This is a genomic window from Streptococcus marimammalium DSM 18627, from assembly GCF_000380045.1.
In the GTDB taxonomy this organism is placed as follows: domain Bacteria; phylum Bacillota; class Bacilli; order Lactobacillales; family Streptococcaceae; genus Streptococcus; species Streptococcus marimammalium.
In genome coordinates this window covers 25575-41726 of sequence record NZ_KB904359.1, presented here as the reverse complement: position 1 = coordinate 41726, position 16152 = coordinate 25575, and the positions used below count along the sequence as shown (strand labels likewise).

The window sequence follows — 16152 nt, the reverse complement described above, 5'->3', positions numbered from 1 at the left end:
GTTTTTGGATGTTTTATAGTATTGCTGAACTTGTTGAACAGGCAACAGAACAATATCATGGTAGTATAGCTGAGTTAATGATTGCTACAGAAGAAGAATTAACTGGCAGAAGCCGTACTGAAATCCTGACTATTATGTCAAAGAATTTGAATGTCATGAAAAATTCAGTCATTGATGGACTAAATGATAGTAAATCAATTAGTGGTTTAACAGGAGGAGATGCTTTAAAATTAGATAATTATCTCAAAAAAAGAAAGACTCTCTCTGGCCATTTTGTCTTATCAGCCGCTAGAAATGCAATTGCTGTAAATGAACAAAATGCGAAAATGGGACTTGTTTGTGCCACGCCTACAGCAGGAAGCGCAGGTTGTTTACCTGCCGTTTTAACAACAGCCATTGACAAATTAAAACTAGGGGAAAAAGAACAATTAGATTTTCTCTTTACAGCAGGTGCAATAGGTCTTGTCATTGCTAACAATGCTTCAATTTCTGGAGCAGAAGGAGGATGTCAAGCAGAAGTAGGATCTGCCTCAGCAATGGGAGCGGCAGCATTAGTAATGGCAGCAGGAGGAACACCTTTACAAGCCAGTCAAGCAACAGCTTTTGTCATTAAAAATTTATTAGGTTTAATTTGTGATCCAGTTGCTGGATTAGTAGAGGTTCCCTGTGTGAAAAGAAATGCAATGGGTGCAACATTAGCTTTGGTTTGTGCAGATATGGCTCTTGCTGGAATTACCTCTAAAATTCCAGTTGATGAAGTCATTGATGCTATGTATCAAGTTGGAGCTAGCATGCCTGTTGCTCATAGAGAAACATCAGAAGGTGGGCTTGCTACAACACCAACTGGTCTTCACTATGCAGAGCAAATTTTTGGAGATTTTTAACATGAAAGAACAAATGACCACCATTTACTTGGTAAGGCATGCTCAACCAAACTTTGATAACCACGATGATCGTCTTCGTGAACTGACAACAAAAGATTTACATGACAGTAAACTTGTTACAATGTTTTTAAAAGATAAAGTGATTCATAATATCTATTCAAGTCCTTATAAGCGTGCCATAGAAACAATTGAAAACTTTGCTAACCAGCAACAAATGACTATCATCACAGAAACACTTTTCCGAGAAAGAAAAATTGATGATACCTGGATAGAAGATTTCAATCAATTTAGTAGGAGACAGTGGCAGGATTTCAATTATAAGCTTCATAACGGAGAATCTTTAAACAACGTAACAAGACGAATGCTCATTGGTCTTGAAAAACTTTTAAAAAAAGAAAAAGGAAATACTATCGTCGTTGGTTCTCATGGAACAGCTATTTCAACCCTTATCCATCATTATTCAAAAAACTTTACCTATCACAGCTTTGAACAGATTAAATCTTTAATGCCTTTTGTCGCTGAATTTATTTTCAAGGACAAATCATGTCTGTCAATTAAAATTTACAACTTATTTACAGGAGATGTTTATGACTACCCTATTATTTGACTTAGATGGGACGCTTGCCAACTCAAGTAAAGGTATTCTTAATGCCTTTAAATACACTATTGAAAAACTTAATTTACCTGCTCATTCTAACAATCAACTACTTGAATATATTGGACCACCTCTGGAAACTACCTTTACAAAGTTTTATACTGAAAAAAAGGATATTGACAAGGCAGTCAAAACATTTCGAGAGTACTATAATGAAAAAGGGGTCTATGAAACTGAACTTTACAGTGGTATTTTTACACTTTTAAATGATTTAAAAAAGTCTTCTCATCCTATTTATGTTACAACAAGTAAAAACGAACCAATGGCTAACCTCATGTTAGAAAACCTCCATATAAAAGAGTACTTTACAGGGATTTACGGGGCATTACCTAAACGTTATCATAAGGCCGATGTTATTGACTTTGCTATTAAGAAACATTCTCTAGATAAGAAAACAACCATCATTGTCGGAGATACTATATATGATATGATTGGTGGAAAGAAGAACAATATTACAACACTTGGTGTTACTTGGGGATTTGGAAAAGAAAAAGACCTTATAGACAAAGGAGCTGACATTATTTGTCATGAACCAGGAGATATTAAAAAACACTTGAAAAATTAATTTCAAGTGTTTTTTTCTTATTGCATACCCCAAGCGGATAAGCCTTGGGTATTGTATACCTTGATTGCTGTTTGAATTTGTTGATCAACAGTTGCAGTTGATCCCCAGCCCGGCATTGTTTGAAATAATCCTGACGCACCAGATGGATTGGCTGCTGTTGGATCACCATTTGATTCACGAGCTATAATATATTCCCAAGTTTGCTGAGGAACACCAGTTGCCGCTGACATTTGAGCTGCTGCTTGTGAGCCAATCTCTCCTGCTGTATTACCATTAGCCAAAACAACTGGGTAAGTAGTAGCTGGCGCCGTTTCTTGAACTGGTTGAGCGCTAACAGTTTGTTCTACAACAATCGTTGTAGAAGGTTCTGTAATGACTTGAGGTTCTTCAACATTTGAAAACTGAGTAGTTTCTTCTGTTGTTTCAATTGTTGTCATTGTCGTTTCAATAGTCTTCTTAATCTTTGCTTTAGAAGTCAAAGTCTGCTTTGACTTCTTACTTTTAAAATCACTAATAGATAAAAGTTTTTCTTTTTTTACTTCTGTTTTAACCAAATAGGAATCAGTGTTTACAGGTCTACTTGTAAATATAGTTGTCAAACTAAGAGTTATGACAACCACAATCATTTGTAGTATTTTTTTTCTACGTTCCAACATATTTATTTTACTTCTTCTATACACGAAGTTTGTCTCCTTTTTTAGAATACATCTTATCTTACCTTTTTAATGTTACAATTTGATTAAAAAAAGGTTTCCAAAAAATTATGAATAAAAGTCTAAAGTTTACAGTTTACTTTATTGACAATAACATTAATTAATCTAATTTAGATTATTCTAAATGTTTATAAAATAACTTTTTAAAAGTTTTTCATTCATAATTTATCATATTCTATTTTAAAGAAATTGTCAACTATGTCAAATTGTGTCAATAATTTTAAGCATTAATTTAAGTTGATTTTAATAAAAAAAGTACTAATGTCAATCCTAGTAAAGTAATTATCAATAGTGTGTCCTTTAAATGCCAGTGTAGAAGACGATATTTTGTTCTTCCTTCACCACCTTGATATCCTCTTGACTCCATAGCAGTTGCCAAGGCGTCTGCTCTCTTTAAACTTGAAGCAAATAATGGGATTAAAATAGGAACAATGGATTTTACTTTTTGAATGATATTTCCTTCACCAAAATCTACACCTCTCGCTCTTTGAGCATTCATAATTCTTGTTGTATCATCCATTAAGGTTGGAACAAATCTTAAGCTTAAAGATAGCATCAAACCAATTTCATGAACTGGTACTTTAAAAGGCTTTAATGGTGTCAATAAAGATTCAACAGCATCTGATAAACTTAGAGGTGTTGTTGTTAAAGTTAATAGAGTTGAGAAAAAGATGATTAAAACAAACCTTACAAAAATCATTGCAGCTTGGCCTAAACTATAGTCTGAAATTTTTAGAAAACCTAATTCAAAAATAATATTTCCACCTTTAATAAAAAACATTTGGAAAAAAGTGGTAAATAAGATAAGTCCAATCATTGGCTTTACACCTCTAATGAAAAATCCTATATTGACTTTTGATAGCAAAATAGCCACTAATGTAAAACTAAAAAGAATGACATTAGTAATTACATTATTTGCAAAAAAAATAATTGAGATAAAAATAAGCATTGCTAATAGTTTACTTCTTGGATCTAGTTGGTGAACAATTGAATTTCCAGGAATGTAACGCCCTAAAATAAGTTTATCCATTTGTAACTGCCTCCACAAATTCTTCTATTGTGATTGGTAGCTTCTCAAGTTTAAGGCCTTTTTTCATTAAATTTTTGGCAAATTTGGTGATTTTTGGTACTCCTAATTGAATATTTTCTAGAAAATCTACTTGCTGAAAAACATCTGTTGGCTTCCCTTTTAAAACAATTTTTCCTTCTTGTAGTACATAAACATAATCAGCAAAATTAGCAACATCATCCATTAAGTGAGTTACTAAAACAATTGATATTCCAGATTCATATAATTGTTTAAACAAGGTCATTAATTCACGTCGTCCCTTTGGATCCAGACCTGCGGTCGGTTCATCTAACACAAGAACATTAGGTTCCATGGCCAAAATACCCGCTATAGCAACACGTCTCATTTGTCCACCTGATAATTCAAACGGATTTTTTTCGAACAAATCTTCAGAAAGACCCACCAGTTTTAACTTTTCTTTAGCAATCTCCTCAGCCTTTTCTTTTGAAATTTCAAAATTTTGTGGACCAAAAGCAACATCTTTTAAAACAGTTTCTTCAAAAAGCTGACTTTCTGGAAATTGAAAAACGAGGCCAACTCTTTTTCTAACAGACTTAATATCCTTTGTCTTAGAATCTGGTGATATTATCGTATCATCAACAAAAACTACACCCTCACTTGGCACATGTAAACCATTTAGTAGTTGCATAATAGTTGATTTACCACTACCCGTATGCCCAATAACAGCTGTAAATTGTTTATTTTCAATAGTTAAATTAATATCAAAAAGAGCCCTTCCTTCAAAAGGGGTACCTTCTTGATAAGTAAAATTCACATTTTGGAGAGTGATTCCCATAAGCAGTCTTCTAGCTCCTTTTCTGTATAATAAGCATCTTGACAGTTGAACCCTTCTAATGTTAAGGCGTTAACAAGAGAAGAAGTAAAAGGAATATCTAATCCAAGCGTTAATAAATCTTCTCCTCTAGCAAATAATTCTCTTGGTGTGGCTGTCGACTCTACCTGTCCTTGTTTCATCACAAGGACACGGTCACTTAGAGCAACTTCATCTAGATCGTGAGTAATTGAAATAACCGTTACACCATATTGATCTCGGATATTTTTGATTGTTTTGATTAACTCTAGACGACCTTTTGGGTCTAACATACTAGTTGCTTCATCTAAAATAATAATTTCTGGCCTCATAGCAACCGCACCTGCAATGGCTACACGTTGTTTTTGACCCCCAGATAACCTAGCTGGCTCTTTAGTTTTAAATTCACTCATGCCGACTAAATAAAGAGCTTCTTCCACACGTTTTTTCATTTCATCGTGACAAATACCTTTGTTTTCAAGTGAAAAAGCAACATCATCTTCTACAGTGGAACCAACAAATTGATTGTCAGGATTTTGAAAGACCATTCCTATTTTTTGTCTAATATCCCAAATATTGCCTTCTGTTATTTTTTGATTCAACACAAAAATATCACCAGAATCAGCTTCTAATAAGCCATCAATCAATCTAACCATCGTTGATTTACCACTTCCATTATGGCCAATAATTGAGAGCCATTCGCCATGTTTCACGTGAAACGAAACATTATTTAGTGTTAGATTTTCTTGTTCTTTATCATATCTAAATGTCACATTTTTAACTTCAATAATATTAGTCATTTTTATTTAAACGTATCCTTAAATAGGAAACTTGCTCCTTTAAAATAATCGTATCCTGAATATATGGTAAATATAAGAGAAATATATAAAAATATTGTTCCCAAAATTACAAAATGACTTAATAAAAAGATAACTGCCAGCATTTGCGTAGCTGTTTTAATTTTACCTGGAAGCGCAGCGGCTAAAACACTACCTCCATTTTCGATTAATAGCAAACGTAATCCTGTCACTGCTAATTCTCGACATATAATGACAGCGGCTATCCATGCAGGTACTAATTGCAAGCCCACTAGCATAATAAAGGCACTCATAACTAAGATTTTATCAGCCATAGGATCAGCAAATTTCCCAAAGTTTGTTACAACCTTCCATTTTCTCGCCAAGTAGCCATCAAAATAATCAGTTAGACTGGCTAAGGTAAAGATAACAGCGGCAATCCTATGTGATAAAATACTGGTTGGAAAGCTTGCTAACACTACAAACAAAGGAATTACGAAAATGCGTGCTAGTGTTAATAGATTTGGGAGGTTTTCTTTCTTAATCATTTTTTCCTCTTATTCAATCGTAAAAGTAATATAACTTGGGCTTCCTTCTAAAAGAGAAGTATCAAGCTGTTCGCCATTAACAGTAACATTAACCCCTCGACTAACTCCAAGAGTTAATTCAGCAGAAGTAGTGCCTTCTGTTAAAATTGCAGTATAGCTAGTATTTTGATCATCAAGTAAAATACCACCTTCATCTAACGATGAATTAGTGAGAGAAACCCAACTACTCTCAACATCATCTAACGAAATTACCACCTCAACAGGTCTTGTGCCATTTTTAACATTAACACTTAATGAATCTCCTCCGCCAGTTACGACTAAGTTTGTTTGAGTAGAGTTATTTATTGGTTCGTTGCTAGCTTCTGTTGTCGTTACTTGTTCATTTGTTGCAGTTGTCTCGCTAGAACTTGTTTCAGAAACACTACTTGAGGGATTATTATCAGTACTTATAAATGGAATGCGAACTTGATTAATAACAAAATAACCAATAAAAACAACAATTCCAACAGCCAAAAGACTTAATAAGATGATGGGCAAGAAAGAACTTGTTCGTTTTTCTTCTCGCTTATTTTTAGAACGATATTTTCTGCTTGTTTTTGAAGGAATTTTGTTTTTTATTTCATTATCTGATGTTTCTGAAAACACAGCAGGAGCAATCATTGTATCTTGATTGCTTAATGTATCCTCTTCAAAGGAATCTTCTTCAATTAAAGGAGTAGAGGGTTCTTCTTCAACAAGCAAAGGTGTTATCATTTCCTCAAGAGGATTGTTTTTTTCCACATGATTATTTAGCTGATTGTGATTATTTTGAGCCTTATTATTAAGACTATCTCTAAAAATAGTATATACAGCTTCACTTTCAACGGCATCAGAAACACTGTTTTCTTCTTCTAATGTATCAGAAGTGTCGTCACTACTTGTATCATCACTTTCGGTCTCTAAGAGTTCTTCTGTAAGCAATTCAGGAATAGTGTCATCAATTACTTCTTTATTGTAATATTTATTTAATAATGATTTGCCATCCAAATTAACAGCAGTAGCATAACGTGTTAAATACTCTTCTAAGCGATCTGATGGGATTAAGCTAAATTGGCCCAATTCCATAATTAATAAATATTGAGCATCGATATCCAAATCTTTAGCAATATCAACCAATTGTAATCCTTTTTTAACACGCGCTTCTGTTAAAAGATCTCCTATACTTTTTTGCATCATAATTTATTCCAACCTTTCTCTAATATTTCTATTATATCAAATTAAAATCAATATTTTTAACTATTTTGGGAATATCATAAATTCTGTCAATTCAGATTGATTTAAAAATTCTTTTCCAGCTTTAATAACTTCATTTAAAGTAATTGACATTAAAACATTAGGATAATCAAAGTAAGAATGATCATCCACTTCTAATAGTTGATGAGCAAGATTATCCAATGTATCTAAACCTCTCATAAACTCACCATATCTTTCTTTTTTTAGCAACTCAAGCTGTTGACTTGTAAAATTATGTTTAGTGGAAATATTTTTTAATGTTTTTTTAATATGGCTAGACATAGCTATTGGATGATTAGTATCAAGCGAAATAACAATAAATTGATAACGATTAGACAAGGTAATTTCAACAGCAAAAGAATCATCTATCATTCCTTTATCGTACCATTTTTGATAATCACGAGAAGTCCAACCAAACAAAAGAGAAAAAAATAAATCAATTTGTATTTTTTCTTTCATTGAAAAAATCTTATTAGAAAAATTTCTTCTTAAGCCAATTGCTAGTTTGGAAATAGAAATCGGCATCATGATAGACCTTTTTTTAATTATTGGGTGTAAAAAAAGAGGTGATTTGTCAATAATTGTCTTTTTATCAGCTATCCACTCATTTTGAACTGTTGATATACTGTTGTAAACCTCATTAATATCAAAATCACCTATAACAATCAACTGTAAATTAGATGGTTGATAAAAAAATGAAAAACAATCTTGAAGATGCTTTACAGTAATTTTTTCAATGCTAAGGTTTGTCCCAACAATATCTTCTGCTAACGAAGTTTTAGGGTACATATTTTTTAAAACCCCTTCGTAAAGACGGTTGTCAGGATCATCTTGATAAAGATTTATTTCTTTTTTAATAATATCTTTTTCTTTTTTAATTGACTCTTCTGTAAACTCATGATTACTAACAAGTGTTAACAACATTTCAAGTGAAGCTAAAAGATTATTACTACCTGAAAAATAATAGTATGTTTTTTCAAAGCTAGTAAAAGCATTGCTTTCAGAACCTAATTTAGAAAATTGTTGAGCTATATCACCTTGACTCCCCTTATCAAAAAGTTGATGTTCTATAAAATGAGCTATTCCAAAAGGAACTGATTTTTTCTTACCATTGATTGTAAAGTGATTGTCAATTGAACCAAAATTACAACTCATCATAGCATAAACTTCTTGAAAACCGTTTTTAGGTACCAAATATAAGTGTAAACCACTTGAAAGTTTTGAGAAGAAAATATTTTCATCAATATTGCTATAAGTTATTTTTTTTAAATCACTCATGGTAAAGTTCCTCTCATAAAATAAACTGATTTTAGTTTTATTGTGCTAGAAATTTCCAAAACATCCCGTTTACGAATGCTGTTAATGCTGTCAATAAACGTTGACATGTTTTGGTAAGTTACTGGTAAAATTTGATTGTAACGTTCTTCGATTAGCATTTTGGGATTGTCTCTTATAATTTTTCTTTGAGTAATTAAAAATTCCTTAGTTTGATTTAAAAAAGCCGTTGAAAATCTACCTAATTTTATTAAATTTAACTGACGATTAATCAGTGTCATCACTTTATTTCTTTGATGACTATCAATTGCCGCAAAAATATATAAAGCTCCTAAAAAAGGATCTATTTCACTACCTATACTGTACGTCAATCCCTCTTTTTGTCTGATTTCAGTAAATAAATTTGAATGTGAAAAAGCTCCTAGCATGCTATTTAAAAGAAGTAGAGACGAGTAATCTTTGAGATTTTTTAGTTTTGAAAAAGAATAACCAATTTGTAATATAGATTGGTTAGTGCTTTTTTCTTCAATTTTTTTATTAGTAATATTTGAAATCTTTTGATCATGATAAAAAGAAGCTTCGTTATGTCTACTTTTAAAAGGAAATTGAGTAAATAAATCGATTACTTTTGCATCATCAAAACTGCCAAGTAAAAAGATATCAATGCTATCACCAGTAAGCATTCTTTTAAATTCTTGATAGGAAGTGTAGGCATTCTCTTTTTCTAACATTTCTTTTGAACCAGTATAAGGAAGCTTCAATTCTTCTCTCTCAAAAAAAAGAGTATCGAGTGCTAACTCACTATAATAAAATGGATCCTCCAAATCAAATTCTAACTGACGAATAGCATTTTGTTTGACCACTTCGAAGGTCTTTAATTCATATTGTTCTAGAGAAATTAGGGGTTCAAATAATAATTGGGATAAAAATTGAATAATCTCTTCAAGAATAGAGTCTTTAGATAGTAAATAACAATCAGGCAAAAAAGTAATATCGATATCAACAATGTGAATCAATCCCTTTGTCAAAACAGATGTGCTAAGAGTGGCTCCGTATAAATCTGCCAGCTTTTCTCTTATCTTTGTAGTATTAGGAAAATTTGAATTAGCAGTTTCAATCATTTTAGAAACCAGAAAACGACTGGCCATGTTTTTCTTATTTAATTGGCTTGAAAAACGAAAGGTCAGGTGGTTAGTTTTAAATTGATTAGTTTTAATAATATGTAATGTCACACCATCTGTTATTTTCATGTTTTTTCCTTTAAAAGTCATTGATTAATACTCATTATAACACTTTATAACAATATTAGCATTAGTAAAATCAGTATCATTAATCCCATAACACTAGTATTGAAAATTATTAAAATAGTATTGCTGGTATAATTATAATTAACACAACTGTAAACATGTTGACAATTTTTAAATAGCTAATAAAATAGTTTCAATTAAAAACGAGAAAAGTCTGTTTTCCATTCTTTTGTGCTATAATAATTTATTAGAAAGGTGAAAACATGGATTATAAATTATTTGATGACTACATTACTTTACAGTCTTTATTAAAAGAACAAGGTATTATTCAAACCGGAGGAGCCATTAAACATTTTTTAGCTCAACATACAGTTTTATTAAATGGTAACAAAGAGAATCGCCGTGGTAAAAAAATTTATAAAGGTGATTTAGTAGAAATTCCTGATATTAATATTAGTATTTCAATCTCAATGCCTAACAATGATGAAATAAAAGAACATCAAAGAAATCTAATTGAAAAAGAATGTATTGCAAAAAAAATTAAAAAACTTAATAAAGATAATCAAAAAACGAAAACTGCTATTCGTTTTCCAGGAACTTAATCATGCAACTTGAATCATTGAAACTTCTAAATTTTCGAAATTATACTAACACTAACCTAAAATTTTCACATCATCTTAACATTTTTATAGGTAAAAATGCACAAGGTAAGACGAATCTCATTGAAGCTATCTATTTTCTTTCACTAACAAGAAGTCATCGAACCAAATCAGATAAAGAATTAATTGCATTCTCACAGAATCATTTAAATGTTTCAGGTAATGTTAATCGTTTGCATGGTAAATTAAAACTTGACATTATCTTATCAGATAAGGGACGAATTACAAAAGTTAATCATCTAAAACAATCAAAATTATCTGATTATATTGGTCATCTTCCTGTCATTTTATTTGCACCTGAAGATTTACAACTCATTAAAGGTTCACCAACTCTAAGAAGAAAATTTATTGATATAGACCTTGGACAAATTAAACCGCTTTACTTAACTGACTTGTCAAATTACAATCACATCTTAAAACAACGCAATAGTTACCTCAAAACAGCGACTAAAATTGATCCTGTCTTTTTAAGTGTTCTTGATGAACAATTGATAACTTATGGAAGTCAAGTTATCCGTCAACGACTAAAATTTATTGAAAAGTTGTCAAGCAAAGCCAAGCAACATCATTTGCAAATCTCAAATCAACAAGAACAATTAGCAATATCATATCAACCTTCTGTCAAGTTTACACATGAAAATTCAGTTGAAGAAGCCTTTCGTAAACAATTAAAAGAACAACTCGATAAAGATTTATTTAAAAAGTATACTGGTATTGGACCTCACAGAGACGATGTTATGTTTTCGATTAACAATATAGGTGCCAACTTTGGTAGTCAAGGCCAACATCGAAGCCTTATATTATCTTTAAAGTTAGCAGAAATAGACCTTGTTAAAGAAACAATAAATGATTATCCAATATTACTTTTAGATGATGTTATGAGTGAACTTGACAATCATCGACAACTTAAGCTATTAGAAAACATTCATAAAAATGTTCAAACATTTATCACTACAACAAGTTTAAATCACCTCCATCAAGTTCCAGATGATATTCAACTATTCCATATTGAAAACGGAAAAATTAAACAAAAAAAAGCAGTTCATTGATGAACCGCTTTTTAATATGACTTGACAACTCCTAATAAAATGGCTCCAACTAAAAAACAAAATACGCCAGTAAGAACCCACTTTGTCTCTTTTTGAGTTTTCTTTTCACCAAGAAAAATTATACCACCAATAATTGAAATAATAGCACCTAATTGAGAAAAACTAAAAGCGATAGCTAAACCAGCAGAAGAAGCGGCTAACAACATAAAAACATTACCAAATCCCCATAAAATACCAACCAAGGAGTTTTTCAAAACTACAGGTGAAAAATCTAACTGAAATTTTAGAAAATAACTAGATCCAATAATCATTCCAACTGCCATAGGTAAAATGACTGATAAAACATCAAAAATCATAATATTATTAAATAAAATAGTGTAAGAAAGGTAACCAAATGTTGAAAAAGTAAGAGCAATGAACCCTTTATTAAAATTGGTTAGTTCATTTTCTTTTTCTTTTCTAATAGGATCAATTTTGCTTAAAAAGTAAAAACCAATCACTAGAAAAAGTAAAGCCACGCTACCTAACGAAAAATGAATACTAGTTGTCCATTCATGAAAGATAAAGGCACCAATTAAACTTCCAAAAACAAGTTGACTACCACTTGACAATGGATTAGCAACAGAAACACCCATATGTTTCATTGCTGTAAATTGTCTATTTTGACCTAATGACCAAAGAATGCCACCTATTATCCCAAATACCCACAGTTGAATGGATAGTTGAGGCCTTGCTATTAAATAAACAACTATTCCAAAAAACAGAGAACCAATTGTCATTCCAAATGTTTGTTGATTTGCTGTCCCCCCAATTTTATTGCTAACAAAACCAATACTTCCCCAAGCAAACATAGGAACGAGGGCGAATAATATTCCTTCCATTCTTCTCCTTTACATTTTGTTTACACATATGTAAATTTCATTTACATATGTGTAGACTTATTACTAATGTTAAGAAACACCGTTGTCATCTATGGCAACGGTGTCTTAAATTTATCTTACTTAACAGAATAATTTGGTGCTTCATTAGTGATTTGAACATCATGAGGATGACTTTCAATTAAGCCTGCACCGGTCATCTCAATGAATTGCGCTTTTTCGTGTAAGTCTGTCAAGTTAGCTGCACCTACATAACCCATACCAGACTTAACACCACCTAACATTTGGAAAATGATATCAGATGCTGCACCTTTATAAGCAACACGACCTTCAATGCCTTCTGGAACAAGCTTATTAGCTTCATTAACAGCTCCTTGGAAATAACGATCACTAGAACCTTTTTTCATCGCTGCAATACTTCCCATGCCTCGGTAAGTTTTAAATTTACGACCTTGGAAAATCTCTGTTTCTCCAGGTGCTTCATCTGTCCCAGCAAATAGTGACCCTAACATAACAGCATCTCCACCAGCAGCTAAAGCTTTAACGATATCACCTGAATACTTGATACCACCATCAGCAATAATCGTTTTCCCATATTCTCTAGCAACATTAGCAGCATCATAGATAGCAGTAATTTGTGGAACACCGACACCAGCAACAACACGAGTAGTGCAAATTGAACCTGGTCCAATCCCAACTTTAACTACATCAACACCTGCTTCAAATAATGCACGTGCTCCTTCTGCAGTAGCGATATTTCCCGCAATTAAGGTTTTATCTGGAAAATATTTTCTAATTTCTGCAATTTTTCTAAGAACACCTGCAGAGTGACCATGTGCAGTATCAATAACAATCGCATCTGCTCCTTTTTCAAATAAAGCTTCTGCTCTTTCAAAGGTATCAGAAGTGACACCAACCGCACCAGCTACCAATAAACGACCAAATTCGTCTTTTGCAGCATTTGGAAATTCTATCACTTTTTCAATATCTTTAATAGTTATTAAACCAGATAGACAACCATTGTCATCAACAAGTGGTAATTTTTCTATTCGATGTTCTTGAAGAATTTTCTCAGCTGTTTCTAAGTCTGTTCCAATTGGAGCGACCACAAGATTTTCACTGGTCATGTGATTAGAAATAGGCTGATTAAAGTTTGAAATAAAGCGCAAATCACGATTGGTTAAAATGCCAACTAGTTTACGATTTTCTAAGGTTTCAACAATAGGAACCCCACTAATACGGTATCTTCCCATCAATTCATCTGCTTCAGCAATGGTATGCTCTGGAGTTAAAAAGAATGGATCAATAATAACACCGTTTTCTGAACGTTTTACTTTTCTAATTTCTTCTGCTTGTTGCTCAATACTCATATTTTTATGAATAACACCCAAGCCACCTGCACGTGCTACTGCAATAGCCATTTGACTTTCAGTAACAGTATCCATTGCAGCTGTAATGATAGGAATGTTCAATGTTAAATTGGGGGCAAGTGTTGTTTTCATACTAACTTCGTTTGGCAACACATGGCTTTCTGCTGGAATTAATAAAACATCATCAAAAGTGTACCCTTTTTTTAAAAATTTCTTTTCCCAATTTGACATGGTTCAACTCCTCTTTTCTTAATGTGATAATACTTAAAATGGATTGTTACTATCATATCATGCTAAGATAATTTGTCAATGACTTTAAGCTCAAAAAAATAATCTTATTTACAACTTATTAAAATAATTAATTCCCATAGCTGACTTGACTTCAGATAAGGTTTGTGCTGCTTTTTCACGTGCTTGTTCACTGCCTTTTTCCAACATACGATAAACTTCACCCATATCTTTAGCAAATTCGAGACGTCTATTTCTTATTGGTGCTAATTCTTGTTCCATTATATCTAAAAGAAAGCGCTTGGTTTTTACATCACCTAAACCACCTTTTTGATATTGTTCTTTCATACGTTCAATTTCTCTTTTATCTTCTTTTCGACCAAAAACATCTAAATAATGAAACACCATGTTTCCTTCTACTTTTCCAGGATCTTCCACACGAATATGATTGGGATCGGTATACATGCTCATAATTTTTTTCTTAAGGGTATCTGGATCATCAGCTAAGTAAATCCCATTATTTAACGATTTTGACATTTTAGCACTACCATCTAACCCAGGTAAACGCCCAGCAGCTTCATTTTCTGGAAACATACCTTCTGGTTCCACCAAAATATCAGTTTTGTAGGTGTGATTGAAAGAACGAACAATTTCTCTTGTTTGTTCAATCATTGGTTTTTGGTCAGAACCAGCAGGTACAAGATTTGCCTTAAAAGCAGTAATATCAGCAGCTTGTGAAATTGGATAAACGAAAAAACCTGTGGGAATACTTTCTCCAAAACCTTTTTGTGCAATTTCTGACTTAACAGTTGGATTTCTTTGTAAACGAGCTACAGAAACTAAATTCATATAATAAACCGTTAATTCTGCTAATTCTGGAATTTGACTTTGAAGAAAAATAGTTGATTTTTTAGGGTCTAATCCTACTGCCAAATAATCTAAAGCCACCTCTCCAACAGATTCAATAATTTTTTTTGGATTTTTAGCATTATCAGTAAGAGCTTGTTGATCTGCTAAAAAAATAAACATCTCATATTTGTTTTCCTTTTGTAGAAGCACACGGTTTTTAACACTACCAACGTAATGTCCAACATGCAATTTACCTGTTGGTCTGTCTCCTGTCAGAATAATAGGTTTTCCCATTTTAAACTCCTTTGATATAATTTAATAAAATTATAACATATATCTTGACGTTGTGCCTCTTAAATAGGATAATAGACTTTGTCATTCTTTTGAAAGGAATTAGCAATGAAAAATAAAATTCGTGATTTGTTATTTGTTACAATTGGTGCTTTTATCGCTGCAATTGGTATTAATGCCATGTTTTTAGAAAACCGTATTGTTTCTGGTGGGTTAGGAGGTTTGTCTATTGCAATCAATGAATTGTTTGGATGGTCGCCAGGTGTTTTTGTCATGATTGCCAATATCCCACTTTTAATGCTATGTTACTTTTTTCTAGGAAAAGCAACTTTTTTTAAAACAGTATATGGTTCTCTTATTTTTCCAGTTTTTATTAGTTTAACAGAAAAAATACCAACCATTACTCATAACACTCTTCTTGCCTCAATTTTTGGGGGTGTTATTATGGGAGTTGGTCTTGGTATTGTTTTTTTAGGAAATTCTTCTACTGGTGGAACTAGTATTATCACGCAAATCATTTATAATTACTCTTCGCTTTCTTTAGGGGTTGTTATGACAATTGTTGATGGAATTGTAGTTATTATTGGCTTAATTGCTTTTGATGTTGATACTGTCATGTTTTCAATCATTTCACTTATTACAATTGGTTATGTCATTAATGTCTTACTTTCTGGTCTAAAAGCTTCTAAGAATGTAATGATTATTTCACGTAAACAAGAACAAATCAAAGAAATCATTACATCAATAATTGAACGAGGTGTAACCGAAATCCCTATCACTGGTGGTTTTACTGGACAACAACGTCACATGATTATGACAACACTTTTTACCAATGAAATTCCTAGACTACAAAAAGAAATTCAAAAAATTGATGAAGCTGCTTTTGTTATCATTATGCCTGCTTCACAAGTTATGGGAAGAGGTTTTAGTTTGACCAAAGATCACCACATAATGGATGAAGATGTCTTATATCCAATGTAATCATTCTTCTA

Annotated in this window: 17 protein-coding genes; 6 read left to right on the top strand and 11 right to left on the bottom strand. The window is 32.1% G+C overall.

The genetic code is table 11. From position 1 onward, the window contains the following. The first annotated feature begins 8 nt into the window (after nt 1-8). From sdaAA to A3I1_RS0106425, 3 genes are read left to right on the top strand one after another with little or no spacing between them, the layout of a single operon-like run. Nucleotides 9-884 (top strand): L-serine ammonia-lyase, iron-sulfur-dependent, subunit alpha, encoded by an 876-nt coding sequence (sdaAA, locus tag A3I1_RS0106435; RefSeq protein WP_018370462.1) that lies wholly within the window; start codon nt 9-11, stop codon nt 882-884. 1 nt (nt 885) lies between these two features. Beyond that, nucleotides 886-1491: a histidine phosphatase family protein gene (locus A3I1_RS0106430; RefSeq protein ID WP_018370461.1), complete on the top strand. Its 606-nt coding sequence runs from the start codon at nt 886-888 to the stop codon at nt 1489-1491. After that, nucleotides 1472-2104 (top strand): HAD-IA family hydrolase, encoded by a 633-nt coding sequence (locus A3I1_RS0106425; RefSeq protein WP_018370460.1) that lies wholly within the window; start codon nt 1472-1474, stop codon nt 2102-2104. The genes A3I1_RS0106430 and A3I1_RS0106425 overlap by 20 nt, the downstream gene beginning before the upstream one ends. 17 nt (nt 2105-2121) lie before the next feature. Here the strand turns inward: A3I1_RS0106425 and A3I1_RS08645 are convergent, their stop codons facing one another. The 8 genes from A3I1_RS08645 to yfmF form a co-directional block, all read right to left on the bottom strand. Beyond that, nucleotides 2122-2760, bottom strand: coding sequence for a transglycosylase SLT domain-containing protein (locus A3I1_RS08645; protein WP_018370459.1), 639 nt, complete (start codon nt 2758-2760; stop codon nt 2122-2124). A gap of 289 nt (nt 2761-3049) precedes the next feature. Beyond that, nucleotides 3050-3847 (bottom strand): energy-coupling factor transporter transmembrane component T family protein, encoded by a 798-nt coding sequence (locus A3I1_RS0106415; RefSeq protein WP_018370458.1) that lies wholly within the window; start codon nt 3845-3847, stop codon nt 3050-3052. Next, nucleotides 3840-4682, bottom strand: a complete 843-nt coding sequence (locus tag A3I1_RS0106410; protein ID WP_018370457.1) for an energy-coupling factor transporter ATPase — start codon at nt 4680-4682, stop codon at nt 3840-3842. The genes A3I1_RS0106415 and A3I1_RS0106410 overlap by 8 nt, the downstream gene beginning before the upstream one ends. Beyond that, nucleotides 4658-5497, bottom strand: coding sequence for an energy-coupling factor ABC transporter ATP-binding protein (locus A3I1_RS0106405; protein WP_018370456.1), 840 nt, complete (start codon nt 5495-5497; stop codon nt 4658-4660). The genes A3I1_RS0106410 and A3I1_RS0106405 overlap by 25 nt, the downstream gene beginning before the upstream one ends. A 2-nt stretch (nt 5498-5499) precedes the next feature. Next, nucleotides 5500-6042, bottom strand: coding sequence for a CDP-diacylglycerol--glycerol-3-phosphate 3-phosphatidyltransferase (gene pgsA, locus A3I1_RS0106400; protein ID WP_018370455.1), 543 nt, complete (start codon nt 6040-6042; stop codon nt 5500-5502). Between the two features lie 9 nt (nt 6043-6051). Beyond that, a complete protein-coding gene (locus tag A3I1_RS08265) occupies nt 6052-7257 on the bottom strand; it encodes a helix-turn-helix domain-containing protein (RefSeq protein ID WP_018370454.1) in 1206 nt (401 codons plus the stop codon). Nucleotides 7258-7317: 60 nt separating this feature from the next. Further along, complete coding sequence (gene yfmH / locus A3I1_RS0106390) at nt 7318-8592, bottom strand: EF-P 5-aminopentanol modification-associated protein YfmH (protein ID WP_018370453.1); 1275 nt, start codon at nt 8590-8592, stop codon at nt 7318-7320. Continuing rightward, on the bottom strand, nt 8589-9839 hold the full coding sequence (yfmF, locus tag A3I1_RS0106385) for an EF-P 5-aminopentanol modification-associated protein YfmF (protein WP_026216796.1): 1251 nt from the start codon (nt 9837-9839) through the stop codon (nt 8589-8591). Before yfmF ends, yfmH begins: the two co-directional genes overlap by 4 nt. Before the next feature lie 260 nt (nt 9840-10099). Between yfmF and yaaA the strand changes: the two genes are divergently transcribed. Together yaaA and recF are read left to right on the top strand one after the other, a co-directional pair. Then, nucleotides 10100-10438: a S4 domain-containing protein YaaA gene (yaaA, locus tag A3I1_RS0106380; RefSeq protein WP_018370451.1), complete on the top strand. Its 339-nt coding sequence runs from the start codon at nt 10100-10102 to the stop codon at nt 10436-10438. 2 nt (nt 10439-10440) lie between these two features. After that, entirely contained in the window at nt 10441-11544 is a 1104-nt protein-coding gene (recF, locus tag A3I1_RS0106375; RefSeq protein ID WP_018370450.1) for a DNA replication/repair protein RecF, read from the top strand. A gap of 11 nt (nt 11545-11555) precedes the next feature. Here the strand turns inward: recF and A3I1_RS0106370 are convergent, their stop codons facing one another. The 3 genes from A3I1_RS0106370 to trpS all read right to left on the bottom strand — a co-directional run bounded on the left by A3I1_RS0106370 (nt 11556) and on the right by trpS (nt 15163). Beyond that, on the bottom strand, nt 11556-12425 hold the full coding sequence (locus A3I1_RS0106370) for a GRP family sugar transporter (protein WP_018370449.1): 870 nt from the start codon (nt 12423-12425) through the stop codon (nt 11556-11558). A gap of 116 nt (nt 12426-12541) precedes the next feature. Then, nucleotides 12542-14023, bottom strand: coding sequence for an IMP dehydrogenase (gene guaB, locus A3I1_RS0106365; protein WP_018370448.1), 1482 nt, complete (start codon nt 14021-14023; stop codon nt 12542-12544). Between the two features lie 108 nt (nt 14024-14131). Beyond that, a complete protein-coding gene (gene trpS / locus A3I1_RS0106360) occupies nt 14132-15163 on the bottom strand; it encodes a tryptophan--tRNA ligase (protein ID WP_018370447.1) in 1032 nt (343 codons plus the stop codon). Between the two features lie 105 nt (nt 15164-15268). Here trpS and A3I1_RS0106355 point away from each other — a divergent pair, with 105 nt between their 5' ends. Continuing rightward, a complete protein-coding gene (locus tag A3I1_RS0106355; RefSeq protein WP_018370446.1) occupies nt 15269-16141 on the top strand; it encodes a YitT family protein in 873 nt (290 codons plus the stop codon). The last annotated feature ends 11 nt before the right edge of the window (nt 16142-16152 follow it).